Here is a 23,250-nt window from a genome sequence, read left to right as displayed (position 1 = left end):
GTGGTTCGCGCCACCAATCGCAGGACATTCGGGTGCCAACCATGATCCGTGTCAAGAAATTCCGGGTTTTGAATGCATCTGTTGAGGAGGCCAAACGAAAAAGGGCCCGTCGTGAAACGGGCCCTGATGAGCTGTCGGATTTGCGTCGGACATCTGTCGGACATCCGTCGGGCAACTGTCGGACCCTTGAGGGGCACGACAGGAATTCCGCTTATTGCGGAATGTCGCCTGTGAGACCTTCAACGTAGAAGTTCATGCCTGCAAGCGTGCCGTCGTCGGCCACTTCGCCTTCGCCCAGCCACGGCGTGCCGTCCTGCTTGTTGATCGGACCGGTGAAGGGGTGGTATTCGCCAGACCCGATCTTGGCGATCAGCTCTTCGGCTTCGGCTTTGACCTCGGCGGGAACAGCGTCGGTGATCTCACCGATGCCGACCATGCCAGCACCGATGCCGTCCCATGTGTTGTCGCTTTCCCATGTGCCGTCCATGACCGCTTTGGTGCGCTCGATGTAGTAGGGCGCCCAGTTGTCGATGATCGACGAAACGCGGGGCAGGGGTGCGTATTCCGACATGTCGGAGGCCTGGCCGAAGGTGTAGATGGTCTTCTCACCCGCTTCGTTGACTTTCTGCGCAGCGGCCTGCGGCGCAGTGGAGTCAGTGTGCTGAAGGATCACGTCAGCGCCTTGGTCGATGAGCGCCTGAGCCGCATCAGCCTCTTTGGCGGGATCGAACCAAGTGTAGGCCCAGACCACGGAGAATTCGACGTCAGGGTTCACCTTCTTGGCGTGGAGGTAGGCGGCGTTGATGCCGCGGATCACTTCGGGGATCGGGAAGGAGCCGATGTAGCCGATTTTGTTGGTCTCGGTCAGGTGGCCCGCGATGGTGCCCTGAACGGCGCGACCCTCATAGAAACGTGCAGAATAGACGCCTACGTTGTCGGCTTGTTTGTAGCCCGTGGCGTGCTCGAATTTCACGTCGGGGAACTTGGCCGCGACGTTGATCGTCGGGTCCATGTAGCCAAAGGATGTGGTGAAGATCAGGTCAGCACCGCCAAGAGCCATCTGCGTGATTGCACGTTCGGCATCGGCACCTTCAGGAACGCTTTCCTGATAGACGGTTTCAACCGCATCGCCGAATTCGGCTTCCACGGCGAGGCGGGCTTGCTCGTGCTCGTAGGTCCAGCCACCGTCACCGATGGGGCCAACGTAGATGAAGCCGACTTTGGTTGGGTCTTGCGCAAAGGCGCCGCCAGCCATGCCGAGCGCGAGCGCGGAGGTGGCGAGAATGTTTTTGAACGTCATGGGTTCTTTCTCCCGGGTTGTTGGGGCATGGCCCCGTTAGTTTGTCCCTCAGTTCGAGGGATGGAAAATCCGCCCCAGCATGGCGGGCGCGCTGGACGCCCCGTGCCTGCGTGCGGAAATGACTACCAGCACCACGATGGTGGCGAGGAAGGGTGACATGGACAGAAGCTCGACGGGCACTTTCGCGCCAGCGGCCTGAAGGTTGAGTTGCAGCACGGCAATGCCGCCGAAGAGGTAGGCTCCGATCAGCACGCGCGGAGCTTTCCAGCTTGCGAATACGACGATGGCCAGAGCGATCCAGCCGATCCCTGCGGTGATCCCGTCGGTCCATTGCGGCACGCGAATGAGGCTGATGTATGCGCCACCAAGGCCCGCCATTGCGCCGCCGAAGCCGATTGCGGCAAAACGCACGAGGCGCACTTTGTAGCCGAGCGCGTGGGCGGCGCTGTGGTTTTCCCCGACCGCACGCAGGATGAGACCCGCGCGGGTGTATTTGAGAAAGGCCCAGACCGCGACGACACTAAGCAGGCTGAAATAGACGATCAGGTCATGTTGGAAAAGCACGGGGCCGAGGAACGGAATGTCTTCGAGAAGGGGGATGTGGACATCGCCCGTCGATGGCGGTTTGATCCCCACGTAGCCTTGCCCCATGAGGGATGCCAGTCCCAGCCCGCCCAATGTGAGCGCGAGGCCCGAGGGCACCTGCGTGGCGAGAAAGACTTGTGTGAGCAGGGCGAAGAGCATGGACAGGAGTGCACCACCCGCTGCCGCCGCGATAAAGCCGAGCGTGGGGCTGCCCGTTTCGACAGCAGCGATAAAGCCGCAGACTGCGCCCGTGATCATCATGCCCTCGACGCCGAGGTTCAGCACGCCTGATTTCTCCACCACCATTTCGCCAAGGGCGGCAAGCAGGATGGGAGTGGACGCAACCATCAGGGAGGCGAAGAGGATGGTAGGGTCGATAGATCCGAACATCACGCGGCCTCCCGATTGGTGCGAACGAGGCGGTAGTTGATGAAGATATCCATCGCCAGAAGCGTCATGAGCAGCATCCCTTGAAGCACCTGAATGGCCGCCGCGGGCAGGCCGAGCGTGGACTGTGCCGCCTCGCCGCCGATATAGGTGAGTGCCAGCAGGAGGCCTGCCAGCAGGATGCCCACGGGGTGAAGCCGTCCGAGGAAGGCCACGATGATGGCGGTGAAGCCGTAGCCCACGTTGAAGTCGATGGAGATTTGTCCTGCAGGACCAGTGACCTCGAACAGACCCGCAAGACCTGCAAGCGCGCCCGCCGTGCCGAGGCAGAAGATGACGAGGCGTTTTGCCTTCACGCCCGCAAAGCCAGCGGCGCGGGGGCTTTCCCCCGTCAGGCGGATGTGAAAGCCGAGCATGTGTTTGTTGATGAGGACATAGGCCGCGACGACCGCGCCGAAAGCGGCAACAACGCCCCAATGTGCGCCCGTTCCGGGGATGAGTTCGGGGTTGGACATCCATTCGATGCGGCTGAGATTGCGCGAGCCGGGGAAGCCGTTGCCCTCGGGATTGCGCAACCAGGACAGGGCGGCGGAGGCAAGCAGTTGCTCGGCCACATAGACCAGCATGAGGGAGACGAGGATTTCGTTGGTGTTGAACCGTGTCTTGAGGATGGCGGGGATCATCGCCCATGCCCAGCCGCCCAATGCGCCTGCGATGACCATCAGCGGGAAGATGAACCATGCGTCCATCGGGTAGAGCGCCAGCCCCACGGAGGCACCCGCGAGCGCGCCCATGATGTATTGGCCTTCCGCGCCGATGTTCCAGATGCCCGCCTTGAAGCCGAGGCTCAGGCCGAGCGCGATGAGAACCAGCGGCGCGGCTTTGATCAGGAGTTGTTCGCGGTAGTAGAAGGCGAATTCGCCGAAGAGCGGATCCCAGAAGATCGTGCGGATCGCCACCAGCGCATTCTTGTCCAGCGCGGCAAAGAGAATGGCGCCCATGATCATCGTTACGATGACTGCCAAGAGTGGCGTGGCGAGCGTCCAAAGGCGTGATGGCTCGGGGCGTTTGACGAAGGCGATCATACCTCAGCCACCTCCATATCATGTGCGCCGCCCATCATCAGGCCGATTTCCTCGACCGTGAGGCCTTTGGCCGTGCGGGGCGGGGTGAGGGTGCCTTCGTTGAGGGCGGCAAAATGGTCGGAAATTTCCATGAGCTCGTCGAGGTCTTGGCTGATGCAGATCACCGCCGCGCCCTTTTCGGCAAGGTCGAGAAGCGATTGGCGGATAGCTGCCGCGGCGGACGCGTCGACGCCCCATGTCGGTTGGTTCACGACAAAGACCTTCGGCTCTTGCAGCACTTCGCGGCCGATCACGAATTTCTGGAGGTTGCCGCCAGACAAGGCGCGGGCGGCGGTATGGGCGCCAGGTGTGCGGACATCGAATGCGCTGATGATGTCGCGGGCGAAAGTTTCGGCCTTGCCCCAATTGATGAAGTTGTTCTTGGCCAGAGACTTCCGCGCACTGCCGCTCAGAACGGCGTTCTCGGTCAGGCTCATGTTTGGCGCGGCGGCGTGACCAAGGCGCTCTTCGGGCGCGGCCAGAAGCCCCAGTTTACGGCGTCCGTTCGGGTCGAGGCGGCTCACGTCCTGACCGTCAAATGTCACCGATCCGCTTTGTGTGCGTGCCTCGCCTGAAAGCACCGACAGCAATTCATCCTGCCCGTTGCCTGCGACACCGCCGATGCCGAGCACTTCGCCCGCGCGGACGGTCAGAGAGACCTGTTTGAGGCGCGTGCCGAAGGGGTTGGCGGGGGCGAAGTCCAGCGCGTTGACCTCAAGGAGAATTTCGCCCTTTCCACCGCCTTCGCGTGAGGGCGTGTGCAGGGTCTCGCCGACCATCAGTTCGGCCATCTGGCGTGCTGTGGTGGCCTTGGGGTCGCATTCGCCTACGACCTTGCCAAGCCGCAGGATCGTTGCCTCGTCACAAAGCGCGCGGATTTCTTCGAGCTTGTGGGAGATGTAGAGGATCGAAGTGCCCTCGGCCTGCAACTTGCGCAGGGTCTCGAACAGGATTTCCACCTCTTGCGGCGTCAGCACGGAGGTGGGTTCGTCCATGATCAGCAGTTTGGGATCTTGCAAAAGGCAGCGGATGATTTCCACCCGTTGCCGCTCCCCTGCGGAGAGATCACCAACGATACGGTCGGGATCGAGCGGCAGGCCGTATGTTTCCGATACCTCGCGGATGGAACGTGCAAGGTCTTGCATCTTCGGCGGCTTTTCCATGCCGAGTGCGACGTTCTCAGCGACCGTCAACGCCTCGAACAGCGAGAAGTGCTGAAACACCATAGCGACACCCGCGCTGCGGGCGGCTTGTGGATTTTCGGGCGTATAGGGCGCACCGTTCATCACCATCGTGCCGCTGTCGGGCTTTTGCAGGCCGTAGATCATCTTCACGAGGGTGGACTTACCCGCACCGTTCTCGCCAAGCAGCGCATGAACCTCGCCCTTGCCGATGGTGAATGACACGGAGTCGTTTGCCACGACACCTGGATAGGCCTTTGTCAGGCCGTTGATCTCGAGAAGTGCGTTCAACCCGTCTTTTCCCCGATAGATTCTCTTTGTCCCTCTAACGACAATAGTTGGCTCGCAACGCCTATCGCAATGGCTTGAGGGTGTTTCCCGAGAGAAGTTTGCCCAATAGGGCAGCAAATGCGTGAAATCTGGGCGTGTGAGTGGCCCAATTTTGTGAGCCGCGAGCGAAAGCGGGCCCATTTGGTTTTTGATCCGATCAGGCCGAGAAAGGCGAAATCATGGTCGAGAATGCGGTGGCACAGCTCCAGATCGAGCGCATGCGAAAAGGTCAGAATGAGATGTTCGGCGTCTTTGGGCGCAAACCGCACCGCATCTTCGGGCTTTGCTGCGACGAGTTGTGTGACGCCTGAGGGAATGGTCTCGGGGAAACGCGAGGCGTCCGTGTCCACCCACGTGATCGCCATATCGGGAAGCGGTGCAAGCGTGGTGACAATCGCGCGGCCCACATGGCCCGCGCCCCAGACCCAGAGCGGGCGCGCCGCCTTGCGCACGGGTTCAATCATCCAGTCGCCGTGAAGCGCGGGGGCGCAATGTCCCGTCGCGCGGGCCTCGCCCAAGGCTTTGCGGATCGCGAAGGGCATTTCGGAGCCTTCGGGGCCGCGTGCGAAAACATCGTCGGGGATCGCGTCAACGCTCTTGAAGACTTCCGTCAGTAGCGTCACCGCCCCGCCGCAGCATTGCCCCATAGCGGGCCCGAGCGGCACATGGTGTAGACGTGGCGCTTCGAATGCGGATTTCGCCGCTTCAAATTCCAATGCGCCGCCGCCGATGGTGCCCGATTGCGCGACGCCCGCGCCATCGCGCCAGACCAGCATGGAGGCACCCACTTCGCGGGGAGCAGAGCCGCGGGTGTCGGCCACAAGGACACGCGCGACAGGGCCGTGGGCGGCAATCGCCTCGGCCAGTGCGGCGCGATCGAAGCTCACGTCGCATCTCCTTTGGCGCGGTCGATGGCGCGCAGGATTTCTTCCGACGTGGCGGGGGCGTTGAGTGCGGGATAGTTAGGACCACAGGAGGCTACCGCGTCTGAGAGAGCCAAGAAGGTGGAGATGCCAAGCATGAAGGGAGGCTCGCCAACCGCCTTGGAGCGGTAGATTGACTCCTCGCGGTTTTCGCCGTCCCAAAGCGCGACGTTGAAAATGTCGGGCGCGTCCGAGGCGGTGGGGATTTTGTAGGTTGAGGGCGCGTGAGTGCGCAAGTTGCCCTTGTCGTCCCAGACCAGTTCTTCCGTTGTCAGCCATCCGGCCCCTTGGATGAAGCCGCCTTCGACCTGACCGATATCGAGCGCGGGGTTCAGGGAGGCCCCAACATCGTGCAGAATGTCGGTGCGCAGCATCCTGTTTTCACCCGTCAACGTGTCGATGACGCATTCGGTCAGGGCGATGCCGTGGGCGAAGTAGAAGAAGGGCCGTCCGTGTCCCGCGATGCGGTCCCATTCGATTTTGGGCGTTTTGTAGAAGCCTGTGGCCGAGAGGCTGATGCGGTTTTCATAGGCAAGTGCCACGACCTCCCCGAAACCCATGTCGTGATCGCCAAAGCGCACGCGGCCATCGTCCCAAGTAATGTCTGATGCGCCGAAGCGGTCGCTAAGGAACTCTTCCAATCGTGTGCGGATCGTGTCGCAGGCCGCTTTGACCGCCATGCCGTTGAGGTCGGAGCCCGAAGAGGCGGCGGTGGCGGAGGTGTTGGGCACTTTGCCTGTGTCGGTGGCGGTGATTTTCACGCGATCTGCGTCGACGCCGAAGGAGCGGGCGGCGACTTGCGCAACCTTCTGGAACAGGCCCTGTCCCATTTCCGTGCCGCCGTGGTTCATCGCGATGGAGCCGTCTTGGTAGACATGCACCAGTGCACCCGCCTGATTGAGGTGGGTCAGCGTGAAGGAGATGCCGAATTTGACGGGCGCGATGCCGAGGCCGCGTTTGAGGATGCTGTTCTTGGCGTTCCAGTCCTCCACGGCTTTGCGCCGCGCGGCGTAGTCCGCACTTGCGAGCAGTTTCTCGGTCATGGCGCCGAGGATGAAGTCCTCGACCTCTTGGCCATAGGGGGTGGTCTGCGCTGGGGCGTTTGCCGTCATGTCGGCGTAGTAGTTGGTGCGTCGAATTTCCGCCGGATCGGCGTCGAGCGTATGGGCGATGTGGTCGATGACGCGTTCGATCCCGATCACGCCTTGCGGCCCGCCGAACCCGCGGAAGGCCGTGGCGCTTTGCGTGTTGGTGCGCAGGCGATGGCTTTCAATCCGTACGTGTTCGAGGTGGTAGGCGTTGTCGGCGTGCAGCATGGCGCGGTCGGCCACGGGCAGGCTCAAGTCCTGCGCCCAGCCGCAACGGGTCATCTGCGTAAAGTCGATGCCAAGGATGCGGCCCTTGTCATCGAAGCCGCAACGATAGGCCACGCGGAAGTCGTGGCGTTTGCCCGTGATGGTCATGTCGTCATCGCGGTCGTAGCGCATTTTGACGGGCTGGCCCGTGCGTGCGGCGACCACGGCGCAGGCGATGGCGAGCGCGTTGCCCTGACTTTCCTTGCCACCGAACCCGCCGCCCATCCGCCGCGTTTCAACCCGCACGGCGTGCATGGGGACGTGGAGGGCGTGGGCGACTTTGTGCTGGATTTCGGTGGGGTGTTGGGTCGAGGAATGCACGACCATATCGCCGCCTTCCTGCGGCACGGCGAGGGCGGCTTGTCCCTCAAGGTAGAAGTGTTCCTGACCGCCGATCTCGATTTCGCCCTTGATGACATGCGGGGCGGATTTGAGGGCCTCTTCGGGCGTGCCCTTTTGATAGATGCGCGGCCCGTCCTCGAAACGGCTGTCGGCGGCGAGCGCCTCTTCGTAGGTGAGGATGGCGGGCTTTTCGGCGTAGGTGATCTGTGCCTTGCGCACGGCGCGGCGGGCGGCGAGGTGCGAGGTTGCAGCGACAAGAAAAATGGGCTGGCCCACGTAATGGACCGTGCCTGTCGCCAGAAGCGGCTCGTCATGCATGGAGGGAGAGCAGTCGGGAACCTCGTCGAAATCCTCCGCCGTGAGGACCATGACAACGCCTTCGGCACCGCGCACGGCGTCGAGGTCAAGCGCGGTGATGTCGGCATGGGCTTGGGTGGACAGGCCGAAAGCGAGGTGCAGCGCATTCGCGGGCGTCGGGATGTCATCGACATAGCGGGCCGCGCCCGTGACGTGCAGTTTCGCGGCGTCATGGGGAAGGGGTTTTCCGACACTCATGGCGTGACCTCCAGAACCGAAGGGACGCCCTGCGTGCGTTCCGAGAAATAGCGCACCAGCATGTTCTGCGCGGTCTTCAGGCGGTATTCGGCGGAGGCGCGCATGTCGCTCATCGGCTGATAGTCCTCGGCGAAGGCGGGCAGGGCGGCGGTGATGGTGTCCATCGTGAAGGGCTTGCCCGTCAACGCGGCCTCAACGGCACTGGCCCGTTTCGGGGTCGCGGCCATGCCGCCAAAGGCGATGCGGGCGGCGGTGATCGTGTCGTCTTCGACGGTCAGGTTGAACGCGCCGCAGACGGCGGAGATGTCTTGGTCGAAGCGTTTGGAGAGCTTGTAGACCCGCAGATCGTCGAGCGGCGCTTTCGGGATCGTGATGCTTTCGACGAATTCGGCGGGTGCGCGATCCTGTTTGCCGTAGGCGATGAAGAAATCCTCAAGCGCAATCGTGCGGCGTTCCTCACCTTTGCGTAGCGTGAGCGTTGCTTCCGCCGCGATGAAGGGAGGGGGGCTGTCGCCGATGGGCGAGCCATTGGCGATATTGCCGCCAAGGGTGGCGGCGGCGCGAATCTGGGCGGAGGCGAAGCGGCGATACATCTCCGCCAGCGAGGGGCAGAGCGTCCGCATCGGCGCGATCAGATCGGCAATCGGCGTGGTCGCGCCGATCTCCAGAGCGTTGCCCGTGTCGGAGACATAGTTGAGATCCTGAACCCCCGCGAGGAAGATGACCTCCTCGGGCTGTTCGAGCTTCTTCGTGACCCACAGGCCAACGTCCGTTGCGCCCGCAATAAGCGTCGCGTCGGGCTTGAGCGCATAGAGTGCGGCCAGTTCGTCGGCGCTTTCGGGGCGCTCGACGAGGGCGGGGGCGGGGATGCCTTCCGCCGCGCCCATCGGTGCGGGTGTCTTGGCGGCCTTGGCGGCGGCACGCAGGATCGGTGCGTAGCCCGTGCAGCGGCACAGGTTGCCCGCAAGCACATCCTCGTGGTCGGTCGCGCCGTTCGCATGGGCGGTGGCCAGAGACATGACAATGCCAGGCGTGCAGAAGCCGCATTGGCTCCCGTGTTCTTCAATCATTGCGGATTGGACGGGGTGCAGGTTGTCGCCATCGGAGAGACCCTCGACCGTTGTGACCTTCGCGCCTTGCAGTTGCGGAAGGAAGAGGATGCAAGCATTGAGCGCGCGGCGGCCGCGTGCGTCTTCCACCATCACGGTGCAGGCGCCACAGTCGCCCTCGTTGCACCCTTCCTTGGTGCCCGTCAGTCCGCGCCTCTCGCGCAGGAAATCAAGGAGTGTTTCGGTTGGCGTACAGGACGCCTTGGTCGTCTTGCCGTTGAGGTTGAAGGTTACTTCCATCGGTTCGGACCTGCCGCTTTCTGTGCGTTTGCGGGCCGTATGACCCGACCGCACGTCCACCCGATGCGGCGGAAAATGGCGTGCGTTTAAAGCAGCAAACATCACCGCACAGGGGTTTGGCAAGTGTTCGTGCAGTATCGCGTGCCAGATTTTTGCCCGAACGATCAAATTTTGAGCGAGCAGAAATTGTGATCTGCGGCCCCCCGTATGCGCGTTTTCGGGCTTGGCCCCGCTGGCTTGCTTGGTTTAGCTTGGCCGCAAATGAGCAGTCCGACCTTTATCCATCTTCGCCTTCATACCGAGTATTCGCTCCTTGAAGGGGCGATGCGACTCAAGAAATTGAGTGGCATGGTCGCGGATATGGGGATGCCTGCGGTGGCGGTGACAGACACCAATAACCTCTTCTGCGCATTGGAGTTTTCCGAATACGCAAAGGGCGCAGGTGTGCAGCCGATCATCGGTTGTCAGGTCGATGTTGGCTACGATCAGGCCGCGCAGGGCGAGCGTCCGCGTGATCCTGCACCCGTTGTTTTGCTGGCGCAAAACGAACGCGGTTACGAGAACCTGATGAAGCTTAACTCCTGTCTCTACGTGGACAAGCACGACAGCCTGCCACAGGTGACAGTTGAGGAATTGGAGCGCTATAGCGCGGGGCTGATTTGTTTGACGGGCGGGGCAGATGGTCCCGTGGGGCAGCTTATTCGCGCCCACCAGTTGCCCAAGGCGCGTGCGCTTTTGGAGCGGCTCAAGGCGATTTATCCTAACCGCCTCTATGTCGAGTTGCAGCGCCATCCAGGTGAGGGCGGGCAGAATACCGAAGGCGAGCGTGCAACCGAGCGGCCTTTCGTGGAATGGGCCTATGATTTTGGCCTGCCGCTTGTTGCGACCAATGATGTCTATTTCCCCGACGCGGATATGTATGAGGCGCATGACGCGCTGATCTGTATCTCGGAGGGGGCCTATGTGGACCAATCCGAGCCGCGCCGCCGGCTCACGCCGCAGCACTATTTCAAATCGCCCGCCGAGATGGCCGCGCTTTTTGCTGATCTGCCCGAGGCTATCGAAAACACGGTGGAGATTGCCAAACGCTGTGCGTTCAAGGCCTACAAACGCGATCCGATTCTGCCGAAGTTTGCTGACGATGAGGTCGAGGAATTGCGCCGTCAGGCGTGGGAAGGTCTGGACAAGCGTTTGGCCGTGATCGAACCTGCCGCGCCGCGAGAGGAATATGAGGAGCGGCTCAAGTTCGAACTGGGCATCATCGAGCAGATGGGCTTCCCCGGTTACTTCCTGATCGTGGCCGACTTCATCAAGTGGTCGAAGGACAACAACATTCCCGTCGGACCGGGTCGTGGGTCGGGGGCTGGCTCCCTTGTGGCCTATGTGCTGACCATCACCGATCTGGACCCGCTGCGCTATTCGCTGCTGTTCGAGAGGTTTCTGAACCCCGAACGTGTGTCCATGCCTGACTTCGATATCGACTTCTGCATGGATCGCCGCGAGGAAACGATCCGATACGTGCAGGAGAAATACGGGCGCGACAAGGTGGGTCAGATCATCACCTTTGGTGCGCTTTTGTCCAAGGCGGCGGTACGCGATATCGGGCGGGTGTTGCAGATGCCTTACGGGCAGGTGGACCGCCTGTCGAAGCTCATTCCCGTCGAGGGCGTCAAACCTGTCTCGATCCACCAGGCGTTGCAGGACGAGCCGCGACTTCGTGAGGAGGCGCGCAACGAGGAGGTTGTGGATCGCCTGCTGACCCATGGCCAGAAGGTCGAGGGGTTGCTCAGGAATGCCTCCACCCACGCCGCGGGTGTGGTGATCGGGGATCGTCCGCTCGACGAGCTTGTGCCGCTCTACCAAGATCCGCGCTCCGATATGCCCGCCACCCAGTTCAACATGAAATGGGTCGAGCAGGCGGGCCTTGTGAAATTCGACTTTCTGGGTCTGAAGACGCTGACGGTGATCCAGTCGGCGATGGACCTGATCTTCAAATCGGGCCGTCCGTTGCATATCGCCGCTGACGGGACGCAGCTTTACGAGCCGCCCGAAGGCGGGGAGAACCAGATCAACCTCATCCCGTTGGATGACGAGAAAACCTACAAGCTCTATTCGGGCGCGAAAACGGTTGCGGTGTTTCAGGTGGAAAGCTCGGGCATGATGTCCGCGCTGCGCCAGATGAAGCCGACCTGTATCGAGGACATCGTGGCGCTCGTGGCGCTCTACCGTCCGGGTCCGATGGAAAACATCCCGACCTATTGCGACGTGAAACACGGGCGCAAGGAATTGGAATCGGTTCACCCGACGATTGACCACATTCTCGAAGAGACGCAGGGCATCATCGTTTACCAAGAGCAGGTGATGCAGATCGCGCAGGTCATGGCGGGCTATAGCCTCGGCGGCGCTGACCTGTTGCGCCGCGCGATGGGTAAGAAGATCAAGGAGGCGATGGACGCCGAACGCCCGAAATTCGTTGACGGGGCGAAAGAGAACGGCGTGCCGCAGAAGAAGGCCGAAGAGGTCTTCGCGCTGCTGGAGAAATTCGCCAACTACGGCTTCAACAAATCCCACGCGGCGGCCTATGCGGTGGTGTCCTATCAGACGGGCTGGCTCAAGGCGAACCACCCTGTCGAGTTCATGGCGGGGGTCATGAACTGCGATATCCATCTGACCGACAAGCTCTCGATCTATGCCGAGGAAGTGCGTCGCGGTCTTGATATCGAGATCATTCCGCCCTGCGTGAACCGTTCGCAGGCGACCTTCGATGTGGTGGATCAGAAGCTGGTCTATGCGCTGGGCGCGCTGAAAAACGTTGGTGTCGAGGCGATGCAGATGATCGTGCGTGCGCGAGAGGAGGGGGGCAATCCCTTCGTCACGCTGTTCGATTTCGCGCGGCGTGTGGACCTCAAGCGGGTCGGCAAGCGCCCCTTGGAAATGCTCGCCCGCGCGGGCGCTTTCGATCAACTCGACAGCAACCGTCGCCGCGTTTTCGACAGTCTTGATGCGCTGGTGCAATATTCCGCCGCGATCCACGAGCAGAAGAATTCCAATCAGGTTTCGCTCTTTGGAGAGGCGGGCGACGATCTGCCCGAACCGCGTTTGAGCCCCGTGAATGACTGGACCTCGTCGGAGCGTCTGATGGAGGAGCAGAAGGCGATTGGTTTCTTCCTCTCTGGCCATCCGCTCGACGATTATGCTTCTGCCTTGAAGCGCAAGAAGATCGGCACGCTAGCCGATGCGCAGGCCAAGGCGGAGGCCGACGGGGCTGCCGTTGTTCAGGTCGGCGTCATGGTCTCGGGCTTCCGCGAGGCCAAGTCGGGCAAGGGCAACCGCTATTTCCGCATGAACATCTCCGATACCACGGGGCAGCTTTCGGGCATCGCCATGTTTGCGCGCCGTGAGGAGGATCTCAACGCCGCCCGCGCCGTGTTCGAGCAGACCGACAAGGTTGTTGTGACGCTTGAAGGGCGGTTCAACGACGGCCAGTTCGACCCGACGATTCGCGCGGTTCAACCGATGTCGACGGCGGTCGGCGATGCGGGGGCCGCGGGGATCAAGGTGTTCTGCGACGATGCCGCCGCCGTGGTTGCGGTCAACGAGCTATTGAGCCGCGTTACGCGTGAGGCTAAGCAACCCGCGCGCGGTTCGGTCTCTTTCTGTCTTATGTCCCCCGACCTGCCTGGTGAGGTGGATATTGATGTCCCACAGGAATTCATGATCACACCTGAGGTCAAAGGGGCGATCAAGTCTTTCGAGGGTGTGGTCATGGTGGAGGATACCTGATGCGGGTAATTTTGGCTGTCTGCGCTATTGGCGCGCTTTCCGCGTGCCAGATGCAAATCCCGCATGCCGAAGATGACCCCTCATCCGCCGTCGACGACACGGCCCTATCCGCCCAAATCGAGGGCGAAGAGGCGGCTCTCGCTGAGGCGGATACAGATGCCGAGGACGGGCCGCGCGGTCTGGGTGCCTTTTTCGCAAGCCTTGCGCCGCAAGACACCGCTCCGCCTGAAGACGTGACGCTCGCGGTCGCGGTGGAGAGCGCCGAGGAGGCCGATTTGGCCGCGCTGTCTCAGGAGTTCGAGGATGCCGCTACGACCGAGGAGCCTCGCAAGGGCCTGTTTTCTTTCCTGAAGCCGAAGCCGCAGCCATCACCGCTGGAAGGCACGGATATTGCCGTTGTGACCACGGATGCAACAGAGACAGCAGCCGAGGACAAGGCGGAGGTGCAGGAGAGCGAGAGTGACACCAGCGCCGTAACCGCAACACCCGCGCGGGCAGGTTTGGGGGGGATCTTTTCCTTCCTGAAGCCGCGTCCCGCAGAAGAGAAATCTCCAGACGGCGAAATAATCCCCGCAGCCATGAGTGCCTCGCCCGATGGGGCGGACCCTGAAACGTCCGAAGATTTCGAGGTGCGCCCTGAAACCCACGGCGTCGATCCATCCGTAGAGGCGGGGGATACGGCCCCCGCGCCGCGCAAGGGTCTTTTCGGCGGGTTGTTTGCCGCGCGTCCGAATGCGGGAGGGGCGCGACCACATTCAACTGCATCGGCTGATGTGACGCTGCCTTTCGGGGTTGTGGGCATCAATTGCGACGATACGCCATCGCGAGTCGGCAAAAAAGTTGACGGTTTCCCGCGTGAGGGCCGGGCGACATGGGCGCTTTACGATACTGATCCGTCGTCTACTGCGCCGCGCACGCAACTAATCACGGGATTTGCGGATGGATGTGCGCGTCAGATCACCGCGTCACTGGTCATGTTCGGTGCGGCGGGGCTGCATGAAGTTCACCGCTATTCGGACGCTATGAAAGACGAGCCGTGGTCGCGTGCCGACAAGGCCTACGAGACCGTGAAGGCGCGGGCCTGCGGCGTCAAAAAGCGCACTCCGTGCCCTGCCGATGCGCTGCCCGCCTTGGAGCAGCGTGTGACCTTTGCCACTGTTTACAAGCAGTTCGGCGGAACCAATGGGGTCATGGAGCTGCTTCTGGGTGACGGAAAAGTGCTGGCCGAAGAAGTGCGTTAGGTCCGCGTGATCATCCGCGGCTTACCAGTGCGGCGGGCGTTGGTCGGCAATCGGGACGGAGCCTTCGGCATCCGCCTGTCGTGACGCTTCGGCCTCCATCAACAGATGCAATCTGCGCATGGTCAGTTCGAGATCTTTCTCCTGACGCGCAACCACATCGGACAGTTCTTCAACGGTTCGTTGGAGAAAAGCGACCTGTTCTTCCAAAGCGGTGATGCGATCTTCTTGTGACATGTTCCAACCTCCATTGATGAAAGGGTGCGCCCATCGTCTTGCCCCAAGCGGCCCCTTGGGCTATGCCGCCCACGACGATGCGTCAAGGAACGGACCCGATGGCAAAGCCCAAGAAAACCCCGCGCCCCAAGGCGATTACGCCCAAAGGCTTTCGTGATTATTTCGGCACTGAGGTGACCGAACGCAAGCATATGCTCGATCAGATCGCCGAAGTCTATCATCATTACGGGTTCGAGGCGCTGGAAACCTCTGCGGTGGAAACCGTCGAGGCGCTTGGCAAGTTCCTGCCCGATGTGGACCGCCCGAACGAGGGTGTCTTTGCATGGCAGGAAGATGATTCCGATTGGGTCGCCCTGCGCTACGACATGACCGCGCCGCTGGCGCGTGTGGCGGCGCAATACCGTCAGGACCTGCCTTCACCCTACCGCCGCTTTGCGATGGGGCCGGTGTGGCGCAATGAGAAACCCGGTCCGGGACGTTTCCGCCAGTTCTACCAATGCGACGCCGACACGGTAGGCGCGCCCTCCGTGGCAGCAGACGCCGAGATTTGCGCGATGCTCTCGGATACGCTGGAGGCCGTTGGCATCAAGCGTGGCGATTACATCATCCGTGTGAACAACCGGAAGGTGCTCGACGGGGTGTTGGAGAGTATCGGCTTGAGTGAAGATCTTCTGCGAAATCCGCGACCAATGTCAGTTAGTGAAGCTGCGGATGCGCTTTATGCTGAGATGGTACGTCGCAACATTGAGAAAATTTCACAAGCGGATGTTCTCAGACAGATAGATAAATTTGATAAAGTCCATGAAGCGGGTGTTCGAGAGTTGCTCACAGATGGTCGTAAAGATGATTCCGGCGCATTTATAGATGGGGTAGGTTTGCCCTTGGATGCCGCTAATAAGGTCATCGAGTTTTTGACTTCTAAAGCGGAAACCAATGAGGAAACTCTCTCTCGCCTTGAGGCTGCTGTAGCGGATTCAAAGACAGGGCTCGAAGGTGTGGACGAGCTGCGTCAAATTGCTGATCTACTCAATACACAAGGTTATGGGCCTGATCGCATCGTGATCGACCCCGCCGTTGTGCGCGGGCTTGGCTACTACACCGGTCCCGTTTACGAGGCGGAATTGACCTTTGAAGTCACCGACGAAAAAGGCCGCGTGCGCGAGTTCGGCTCGGTCGCGGGCGGCGGCCGCTACGATGATCTGGTCAAACGTTTCACCGGTCAGGCTGTGCCTGCAACGGGTATGTCGATTGGCGTTGACCGTCTCTTGGCCGCTTTGCGGGCGACGAAGCGCATCGGGTCCGAGGAAGCGGGGCCTGTGGTTGTGACCGTCATGGATAAGGCGCGTATGGGCGACTACATGCAGATGGTCACGGAATTGCGCCAAGCGGGCATCCGCTCTGAGGTCTATCTGGGCAATCCGAAGAACTTCGGCAACCAACTCAAATACGCCGACAAGCGCAATTCCCCTGTCGCCATTATTCAAGGCGGCGACGAGGCGGAGAAGGGCGTGGTGCAGATCAAGGATCTGATCCTCGGTGCGAAGATCGCGCAGGACGCGACGCTTGAGGAATGGAAAGACCGCCCTAACCAGTATGAAGTGCCGCGCGACGAGATGGTCGCAAAGGTGCGCGAGATTATTGAAAGCTATCAATGATGAGTGACCTTTCGGGACTGTCCGAGAAAGCGCGCGCGCGGATCGCGGCGGAGCGCCTGTGCGATGAATTCGTGACACGTGGTGCGGCGCGGTTTGACAGCGATGTGCTTCTGCCTGCCGAGGTTCTCCTTGATCTCTACGGCGAGGATATTCGGGCGCGGGCGTATGTGACCTCCGATCCAGAGCACGGCGAAATGATGCTGCGGCCCGATTTCACGGTGCCCGTGGTTCAGGCCCATATGGCGGGTGATGTGACGCCCGCGAGCTACACTTATTTCGGTGAGGTTTTCCGCAAGCAGGACGCCCACCCCGATCGCCGCAACGAGTATTTTCAAGTGGGATACGAGGTCTTTGGAGGTGCTGATGCTGCGGCGGCGGAAGCGGATGTTTTCGGCACTTTTGCCGAGATGCTCGCGCCCTATGGGTTGCGGGCCGCGACGGGGGATATCGGCATCCTCGTGGACGCGGTGAAGGGGCTCAAGACGACCGAGGCGCGCCGCGCCGCGCTTTTGCGCCACATCTGGCGCCCGCGTCGTTTCCGCTCCTTGCTCACACGCTTTTCCGAGGCGGGCGCGAAACAACGCGAGGCGAATATTGCGCGGGTGCGTGCTAATCTTGAGACCACGGACGCGCCGTTGATCGGGTTGCGCACGCAGACCGAGATTGATGCTCGGATTGCAGCCCTCGAAGAGGATGCTAGCGAGCCGCCCATTTCCGCATCGGAAGTGGCGCTGCTCGACGATATCCTGTCGCTCAAGGAAACCGTTCCCTACGTTCTGTCCGCCCTGCGCGACATTGCCGTAGATATGCCCGCGATTGCGGGGTCTGTTGAGCGGCTTGATCGTCGTGCAAACGCAATGGCCAAAAAGGGCGTTGATGTGGAGGCGCTTGATTTCGAAGCCTCCTACGGTCGCACCTCGATGGAATATTACAATGGCTTTGTCTTTGGTTTCTATGCCGAGGGCCGCCCCGACCTGCCGCCCGTGGCGACGGGCGGGCGCTATGACGCGCTTACGGCTGTGTTGGGGCAGGGCGAAGGCGTGCCTGCGGTTGGCGGCGTGATGCGGCCTGATCTCATGGTCGCGTTGAAAGGAGACGCCTGATGGTTGTCAAACTCGGCGTGCCCTCCAAGGGCCGGTTGATGGAAAAGACCTTCGAGTGGTTCGCGGGGCAGGGCGTGACTCTGCGGCGCACAGGAGCCGAACGCGAATATGCGGGCGAGATCGAGGGCGTGGATGGTATTGAGCTGGTGCTCTTGTCCGCCTCCGAGATTCCGCGCGAGTTGGCGGCGGGGCGTATCCACCTTGGCGTTACAGGCTCCGATCTGGTGCGTGACAAGCTGTCCGCGTGGGATGCGAAGGTGCAGGAGCTTGCCCTGATGGGATTCGGTCATGCCGATCTGATCATCGCCGTGCCGAAGGCTTGGGTGGATGTTGATACGCTCGACGATCTGGATGCGGCAGCGGCGGCCTTCCGTGCGCGGCACGGTTTCCGCCTGCGTATTGCGACGAAATATCACCACCTCGTGCGCGAGTATCTCAAGGCGCATGGCGTGGCCGATTACCAGCTGGTCGACAGTCAGGGCGCAACCGAAGGCACGGTGAAGAACCTCACGGCGGAGGCGGTGGCGGATATCACCTCGACGGGCGATACCCTACGTGCCAACCACCTCAAGGTGCTCGATTGCGATCCTGTCCACAAAAGTCAGGCGACATTGTTCAAAAGTCGCGTGGCCCATTGGGACGACGAAGACCGCTGCGCACTTTCGCGCCTTAAGGCTATGCTCGAACTGGAAAGCTGACGCGGGCCGAAAGCGGCGCCCGCCTAGAGCACACCGATTTCGGCCAGTGTTTGGGCGAGATCCTGTGGCAGTTCCTCCTCCGCTTCACGCCCTTCGGGCAGATCGGCGGGGGCGTCGGCGGGCTTGAGATAGCGCCATCCCTGAAATGGCCGACGGGGCGCGGTGGTGGTGCGGTGTAGTTTCGCGTCGAGGATGATTGCACAGCGTCGCACGCCATCCGCGCCGAACACTTCTTCCAGCCCGACGATTTTCTGCCGCGCCTGAATGCTGCCCTTGATAACCCAGTAGAGTGATCCGCCCGCCAGGAGGGCGGCTTCCTGCTTGGGCCACATGCGGGTGGTGTGATGCGTGGTTGGGCCGCCATGCGCCTTTATATGGCGCGCGAGTTGATCGACGCTGTCAATGCCGACGCAAAGCTTCACAAGATTGACGTGATCTGCCAAAGTGTACCCCCAAGGTGTAGTGGGCGAGGATATGGAATTTGTGCGCGAGCGCAAGTTGCCATTGCCGCCTGCACGCGTTAGACCCCGCTGCTCACATCAACACTTCGACATGAATCGGACCACTGCCAATGACCCGTTTTGACGCCCCTATCGCTGAACAGATTTGGGATATGAAATACCGTTTCAAGGAAGCGGGCGGACAGCCGCTTGACCTGACCGTTGAGGACAGCTGGCGCCGCGTGGCGCGGTCTTTGGCGTCCGTCGAGGCCGAGCCGGAGGTGTGGGAAGAAAAGTTCTACAGCGCGCTCTCGGATTTCAAATACCTGCCTGCGGGCCGGATTTTGGCGGGTGCAGGCACAGGCCGCTCGGTGACGCTTTTCAACTGCTTCGTGATGGGCACGATTCCCGACAGCATGGGCGGTATTTTCGACATGCTCAAGGAAGCCGCGCTGACCATGCAGCAGGGTGGTGGCATTGGCTACGACTTCTCGACCATCCGTCCCAAAGGTGCGGATGTGATGGGCGTGGCCGCCGATGCCTCGGGGCCGCTTTCCTTCATGGATGTCTGGGACGCGATGTGCCGCACGATCATGTCGGCGGGCTCTCGCCGCGGGGCGATGATGGCCACGATGCGCTGCGACCACCCCGATATCGAGAACTTCATCGAGGCAAAGCAGGACGCCGCACGTCTGCGCATGTTCAACCTCTCGGTTCTTGTCACCGATCCTTTCATGGAAGCGGTGAAAGCCGATGGCCCGTGGGAGTTGAAATTTGGCGGTAAGGTCTATCACACGGTTCAGGCGCGCGATCTTTGGAACAAGATCATGCGCGGCACCTATGACTATGCTGAGCCTGGTGTCATCTTCATCGACCGCATCAACAAGATGAACAACCTCAACTACGTCGAGCAGATTGCCGCGACCAACCCCTGTGGCGAGCAGCCCTTGCCGCCCTATGGGGCCTGTTTGCTGGGTTCGATCAACCTCGCGCGTTTGGTCGAGGCTCCTTTCGAGAAGGGAGCGCGGCTCGATGAGGATGCGCTTTCCGAACTCGTGGCAACCGCTGTGCGCATGATGGACAACGTGGTGGATGCCTCGCAGTTCCCGCTGGAGGCCCAAGCGCAAGAGGCGCAGGCCAAGCGCCGCATTGGTCTGGGTGTGACGGGTCTGGCCGATGCGCTTTTGATGATCGGTCAGCGTTATGGCTCGAAAGAGGCCGCCGCGACCGCCGAGAAGTGGTTCAAATCCATCGCCCGTGCTTCCTATCTCGCCTCGGTCGAACTGGCGAAAGAGAAGGGGCCGTTCCCGCTCTTTGACGCGGAGAAATACCTGCAAAGCGGATCGCTGGCCGAGATGGACGAGGACGTGCGCGCGGCCATCGCCGAGCACGGTATCCGCAACGCTCTGCTGACCTCCATCGCGCCGACGGGCACGATTTCGCTCTACGCGGGCAATGTCTCGTCAGGGATCGAGCCTGTCTTTGCTTACTCCTACACCCGCAAGGTGCTCCAGAAAGACGGGTCGCGCACGGAAGAGGAAGTGGTCGATTACGCCGTCAAACTCTACCGTGAGAAATTCGGTGAGGATGCCGAGCTGCCCGAGCATTTCGTTAACGCGCAGACCCTTGCTCCGCTCGATCACGTAAGGATGCAGGCGGCGGCGCAGAAGTGGGTCGATAGCTCAATTTCAAAGACCATCAACTGCCCCGAAGACATCAGCTTCGAAGACTTCAAAGAGGTCTATATGGAAGCCTATGATACGGGCTGTAAGGGCTGCACCACCTACCGTCCGAACGATGTGACAGGTTCGGTTCTGTCCGTTTCGGAAAGTTCCGAGACGACGCCCGAAAGCGATGAAGGCGCCGAAGTAGTCTACCTCTCCGAGCCGCTGGAACGTCCCCAGACGCTTGAGGGTGCGACCTATAAGGTCAAATGGCCTGACAGCGAGCACGCGATCTACATCACCATCAACGACACGATCCACGGCGGCCACCGCCGCCCGTTCGAGATCTTCATCAACTCCAAGAATATGGAGCATTTCGCATGGACCGTCGCGCTCACGCGGATGATCTCGGCGGTGTTCCGTCGAGGGGGCGATGTGTCCTTTGTTGTCGAAGAACTCAAAGCTGTGTTCGACCCGCGCGGCGGTGCATGGATGGGCGGCAAATACGTCCCCTCCATTCTCGCTGCCATCGGCGGCGTAATCGAACGCCACCTGATCGAGACGGGTTTCATCGAAGGTGAAGGCATGGGCCTCAAATCCGATCCCAGTGCAGAGGTCATGGCCGTGGGAGAGAAACCCCGCGGCAAAGCCTGCCCGTCCTGCGGTCAATATGACCTGCAAATGGTCGAAGGCTGCATGACCTGCATGAGCTGTGGCCACTCAAAGTGCGGGTGATGGGGCTTTAGTTGTTGTGAATTACCCCAACCGATTTCCGTGAATCACCGCAACAGATTTCCAGAATGGGCATTTGACTTGGCCCAATGTTAACGAAGAAGGGTGGCGCAATAGCGCCGCCCTTTCTTATTTTGATTTATTGTCAGTGGGTTATTGGAATGTGGCGTCGACGTGTTTGCGTTCGTAGACGCTGCCGTAGTCCTCACCGTCCGGAGAGAAGGCCTTGATGCCGGCTACACGCAAGGTTGCAGTCATGGATTGCCAGCTCTTGCCGTAGGCCTGTGCCATTGTTCGCGGTGTGTAGAAGCGTTTATGGAACGCATCAGCGTCATCAGGGGTGATGAAGAGCTGATCTTTCTTGAGCTTCGGGTGCATCATCCATGTTGCAGGCGTGTGCCCATTCAAGACCAGACGCCGCATACGAACAGGTTGCCCGATACCGACTGTTTTCGCGAACATCTCAATGCTCTGGTTAAATGAGGGCTCCGGAGACAATACCGAGCAGACTTCGTCGTGATAGACGTAGAGGGCGGCATAGCCGTCAAAGTCGGCGTGGTTTCCGATCCTGACGATACGCTTTTCCTGGATGGCGCGGATGATGACCTCTGTGCCAACCATCAGGCGCGCGGCCGACTTCGAGATGTGCTCCCAACCGTGCTGGGCCTGGCGGAGCGGAGATGCACCAAGGAAGACACTGTCGAGAAAGCGGACACCATCAGCCGGGTCCCAGATTGCCTTGGTCCCTGCTTCACGAACAGAGGGCAGGCGCGGCGTGAGCACGCTTCCTGCGACTAGCAGATCAAATTGTGAACGTGTCGCGCCGATCCCTTCGGCGAAGTCCTTGGCTGTGACCAACGTGCTTGCGGCTTTCAGGATCGTGTCAGCGCGCTTTGCGTCAAAGACTTCCCAAGCGTCGGGCAAACCGTCTTCTGAAACGACACCTTCGGCAGCGAGGATTTTTCTCAGACGTCGTTGATCTATGCCCGTGGCACGTGCAGCGGTCCTCACCGAGTGGAGCCGCCTCTCGACAACGGGCTCGCCAAGTAATTCGTCGCCGACATTCAGGGGCCAGGTCTCGACCATGTGCGTCCGCAGGATATGCCGAAAGGCCTCGTAATCGGGATCATCGATGTAGTCGTAGGCAAGACGGTCATACATCTTCGGGAAGATCTTTCGAGGACCGTCATGCGGTCCGCCTGGCAATCCCTGCAAGTCGTTCAAAGCCTTTCTGATCTCTTCCTCACCATGACGCGCGACCATAAATCCCAGGTCATAGATAAACCACTTCTCTTCGTCAGGGACCGCAGATGGAGCAGAGGTAAAGTGCCGCAGCAACGACGTCCCGAGCAACAGGCAATAGTTGCAGGCGGCATGGAGACTAAACTGATCGAGCCAAGTGCCAGTATCGCGACCTTCAAGACGATCATCCAGCCATGTCTCAAAGCCCGTTGGCTCACGTGACTCACGGGTCAGCTTTCCCGCCATGATGTCAGGAGCCAAAGAGGCGAGGTGAGGCGCTGAATCAAAGCGGAGTAAGGGCTTGCTCTCTTTCCAGAGCGGCACAATGGGATGATGATGCTCAAGGCACAAGGTGACATGCGGCACCAACCAGTGTCCGCGCATCGCCATGCTTGTTTTAGGGTCTGCGTGATCTTCAAGGTCGCGCAGAAGGCACTCCGGGCATCCGCGCATTTCGGAGAGTTGCAATACTTTTGACGGGAATATGTGTCCACGGAACAGGCGTTGGCGCCCTGTCACTCCGTCAGATGATGGGGACCATTCAACAACGTCAGACGGAATGTGGCAGTTGAAATCCTTCAAAGCATCAACCGCCTTTGAAGACCCCGCGATCAGCGCTTGAAAAGACGCCTCCTTGTCGGATGCAAACGTGGCGGCATCGACATGGGACGCCGCCGCGGTTCTCGAGACGAACGACGCGATGGTTTCACGGCGCCTTGGGGGGATTGAGCTTGGCATGAAATTAAGATGTTTTCCGCTGCCAACGGTGGGTCGGTGGGTCGGCCAGTCTCATTCTTTTCCTTTTGCAGATGAAGTTCTCGCGGGGCGAGAGGACACAGCATTCGGCACTCTCTCTTGTTTAGGATTATCTTGTGCCGTTTCGGCGTAAAGCGCAACTCTGGCTCTGGCTGTCCGGATTTTGGTCGACCTCGCAGAGGTGATCCTCCTCAACGTGTGCATCCGAATCGAAACGAGAGGAGCGCCCACAAAAACCACTGCTTTTGCAATATTGGAGGCTGTGGAAGAG

General features: G+C 60.7%; 16 protein-coding genes. 6 read left to right on the top strand and 10 right to left on the bottom strand.

Annotation, left to right across the window (positions count from 1 at the left end; all coding sequences use genetic code 11):
* Positions 1-211 precede the first annotated feature (211 nt).
* From ACN0SC_RS10090 to xdhA, 7 genes are read right to left on the bottom strand one after another with little or no spacing between them, the layout of a single operon-like run.
* Positions 212-1,300 (bottom strand): BMP family ABC transporter substrate-binding protein, encoded by a 1,089-nt coding sequence (locus tag ACN0SC_RS10090; RefSeq protein WP_417249556.1) that lies wholly within the window; start codon positions 1,298-1,300, stop codon positions 212-214.
* Between the two features lie 48 nt (positions 1,301-1,348).
* Positions 1,349-2,275 (bottom strand): ABC transporter permease, encoded by a 927-nt coding sequence (locus ACN0SC_RS10085; protein WP_417249555.1) that lies wholly within the window; start codon positions 2,273-2,275, stop codon positions 1,349-1,351.
* Positions 2,275-3,357 (bottom strand): ABC transporter permease, encoded by a 1,083-nt coding sequence (locus ACN0SC_RS10080; RefSeq protein ID WP_417249554.1) that lies wholly within the window; start codon positions 3,355-3,357, stop codon positions 2,275-2,277. Before ACN0SC_RS10080 ends, ACN0SC_RS10085 begins: the two co-directional genes overlap by 1 nt.
* On the bottom strand, positions 3,354-4,868 hold the full coding sequence (locus ACN0SC_RS10075; protein ID WP_417249553.1) for an ABC transporter ATP-binding protein: 1,515 nt from the start codon (positions 4,866-4,868) through the stop codon (positions 3,354-3,356). Before ACN0SC_RS10075 ends, ACN0SC_RS10080 begins: the two co-directional genes overlap by 4 nt.
* Complete coding sequence (gene xdhC, locus ACN0SC_RS10070) at positions 4,865-5,794, bottom strand: xanthine dehydrogenase accessory protein XdhC (protein ID WP_417249552.1); 930 nt, start codon at positions 5,792-5,794, stop codon at positions 4,865-4,867. The genes ACN0SC_RS10075 and xdhC overlap by 4 nt, the downstream gene beginning before the upstream one ends.
* Positions 5,791-8,082 (bottom strand): xanthine dehydrogenase molybdopterin binding subunit, encoded by a 2,292-nt coding sequence (gene xdhB, locus ACN0SC_RS10065; RefSeq protein ID WP_417249551.1) that lies wholly within the window; start codon positions 8,080-8,082, stop codon positions 5,791-5,793. The genes xdhC and xdhB overlap by 4 nt, the downstream gene beginning before the upstream one ends.
* Positions 8,079-9,431: a xanthine dehydrogenase small subunit gene (gene xdhA / locus ACN0SC_RS10060; protein WP_417249550.1), complete on the bottom strand. Its 1,353-nt coding sequence runs from the start codon at positions 9,429-9,431 to the stop codon at positions 8,079-8,081. Before xdhA ends, xdhB begins: the two co-directional genes overlap by 4 nt.
* Before the next feature lie 261 nt (positions 9,432-9,692).
* Between xdhA and dnaE the strand changes: the two genes are divergently transcribed.
* On the top strand, positions 9,693-13,214 hold the full coding sequence (gene dnaE / locus ACN0SC_RS10055) for a DNA polymerase III subunit alpha (RefSeq protein ID WP_417249549.1): 3,522 nt from the start codon (positions 9,693-9,695) through the stop codon (positions 13,212-13,214).
* Complete coding sequence (locus ACN0SC_RS10050; protein WP_417249548.1) at positions 13,214-14,455, top strand: hypothetical protein; 1,242 nt, start codon at positions 13,214-13,216, stop codon at positions 14,453-14,455. The genes dnaE and ACN0SC_RS10050 overlap by 1 nt, the downstream gene beginning before the upstream one ends.
* Positions 14,456-14,476: 21 nt before the next feature.
* On the opposite strand, the gene ACN0SC_RS10045 is transcribed toward ACN0SC_RS10050, so the two are convergent.
* Positions 14,477-14,689, bottom strand: coding sequence for a SlyX family protein (locus tag ACN0SC_RS10045; protein ID WP_417249547.1), 213 nt, complete (start codon positions 14,687-14,689; stop codon positions 14,477-14,479).
* Between the two features lie 98 nt (positions 14,690-14,787).
* Here ACN0SC_RS10045 and hisS point away from each other — a divergent pair, with 98 nt between their 5' ends.
* The 3 genes from hisS to hisG are packed head-to-tail and all read left to right on the top strand — an operon-like array spanning position 14,788 to position 18,145.
* Positions 14,788-16,344, top strand: a complete 1,557-nt coding sequence (gene hisS / locus ACN0SC_RS10040) for a histidine--tRNA ligase (RefSeq protein ID WP_417249546.1) — start codon at positions 14,788-14,790, stop codon at positions 16,342-16,344.
* Positions 16,341-17,447, top strand: a complete 1,107-nt coding sequence (locus ACN0SC_RS10035) for an ATP phosphoribosyltransferase regulatory subunit (RefSeq protein WP_417249545.1) — start codon at positions 16,341-16,343, stop codon at positions 17,445-17,447. Before hisS ends, ACN0SC_RS10035 begins: the two co-directional genes overlap by 4 nt.
* Positions 17,447-18,145, top strand: coding sequence for an ATP phosphoribosyltransferase (gene hisG / locus ACN0SC_RS10030; protein WP_417249544.1), 699 nt, complete (start codon positions 17,447-17,449; stop codon positions 18,143-18,145). Before ACN0SC_RS10035 ends, hisG begins: the two co-directional genes overlap by 1 nt.
* A gap of 23 nt (positions 18,146-18,168) precedes the next feature.
* On the opposite strand, the gene ACN0SC_RS10025 is transcribed toward hisG, so the two are convergent.
* Entirely contained in the window at positions 18,169-18,588 is a 420-nt protein-coding gene (locus tag ACN0SC_RS10025; RefSeq protein ID WP_417249543.1) for a DUF1489 family protein, read from the bottom strand.
* A 128-nt stretch (positions 18,589-18,716) separates the two neighbouring features.
* Between ACN0SC_RS10025 and ACN0SC_RS10020 the strand changes: the two genes are divergently transcribed.
* Positions 18,717-20,984 (top strand): adenosylcobalamin-dependent ribonucleoside-diphosphate reductase, encoded by a 2,268-nt coding sequence (locus tag ACN0SC_RS10020; protein ID WP_417249542.1) that lies wholly within the window; start codon positions 18,717-18,719, stop codon positions 20,982-20,984.
* A gap of 150 nt (positions 20,985-21,134) precedes the next feature.
* On the opposite strand, the gene ACN0SC_RS10015 is transcribed toward ACN0SC_RS10020, so the two are convergent.
* A complete protein-coding gene (locus ACN0SC_RS10015) occupies positions 21,135-22,961 on the bottom strand; it encodes a TniQ family protein (RefSeq protein WP_417249541.1) in 1,827 nt (608 codons plus the stop codon).
* Between the last annotated feature and the right edge of the window lie 289 nt (positions 22,962-23,250).

It is taken from the genome of Celeribacter sp., assembly GCF_048261515.1.
Taxonomy (GTDB): domain Bacteria; phylum Pseudomonadota; class Alphaproteobacteria; order Rhodobacterales; family Rhodobacteraceae; genus Celeribacter.
The sequence above is the reverse complement of the archived record's forward strand: the minus strand, read 5'-3'. Positions and strand labels throughout refer to the sequence as shown.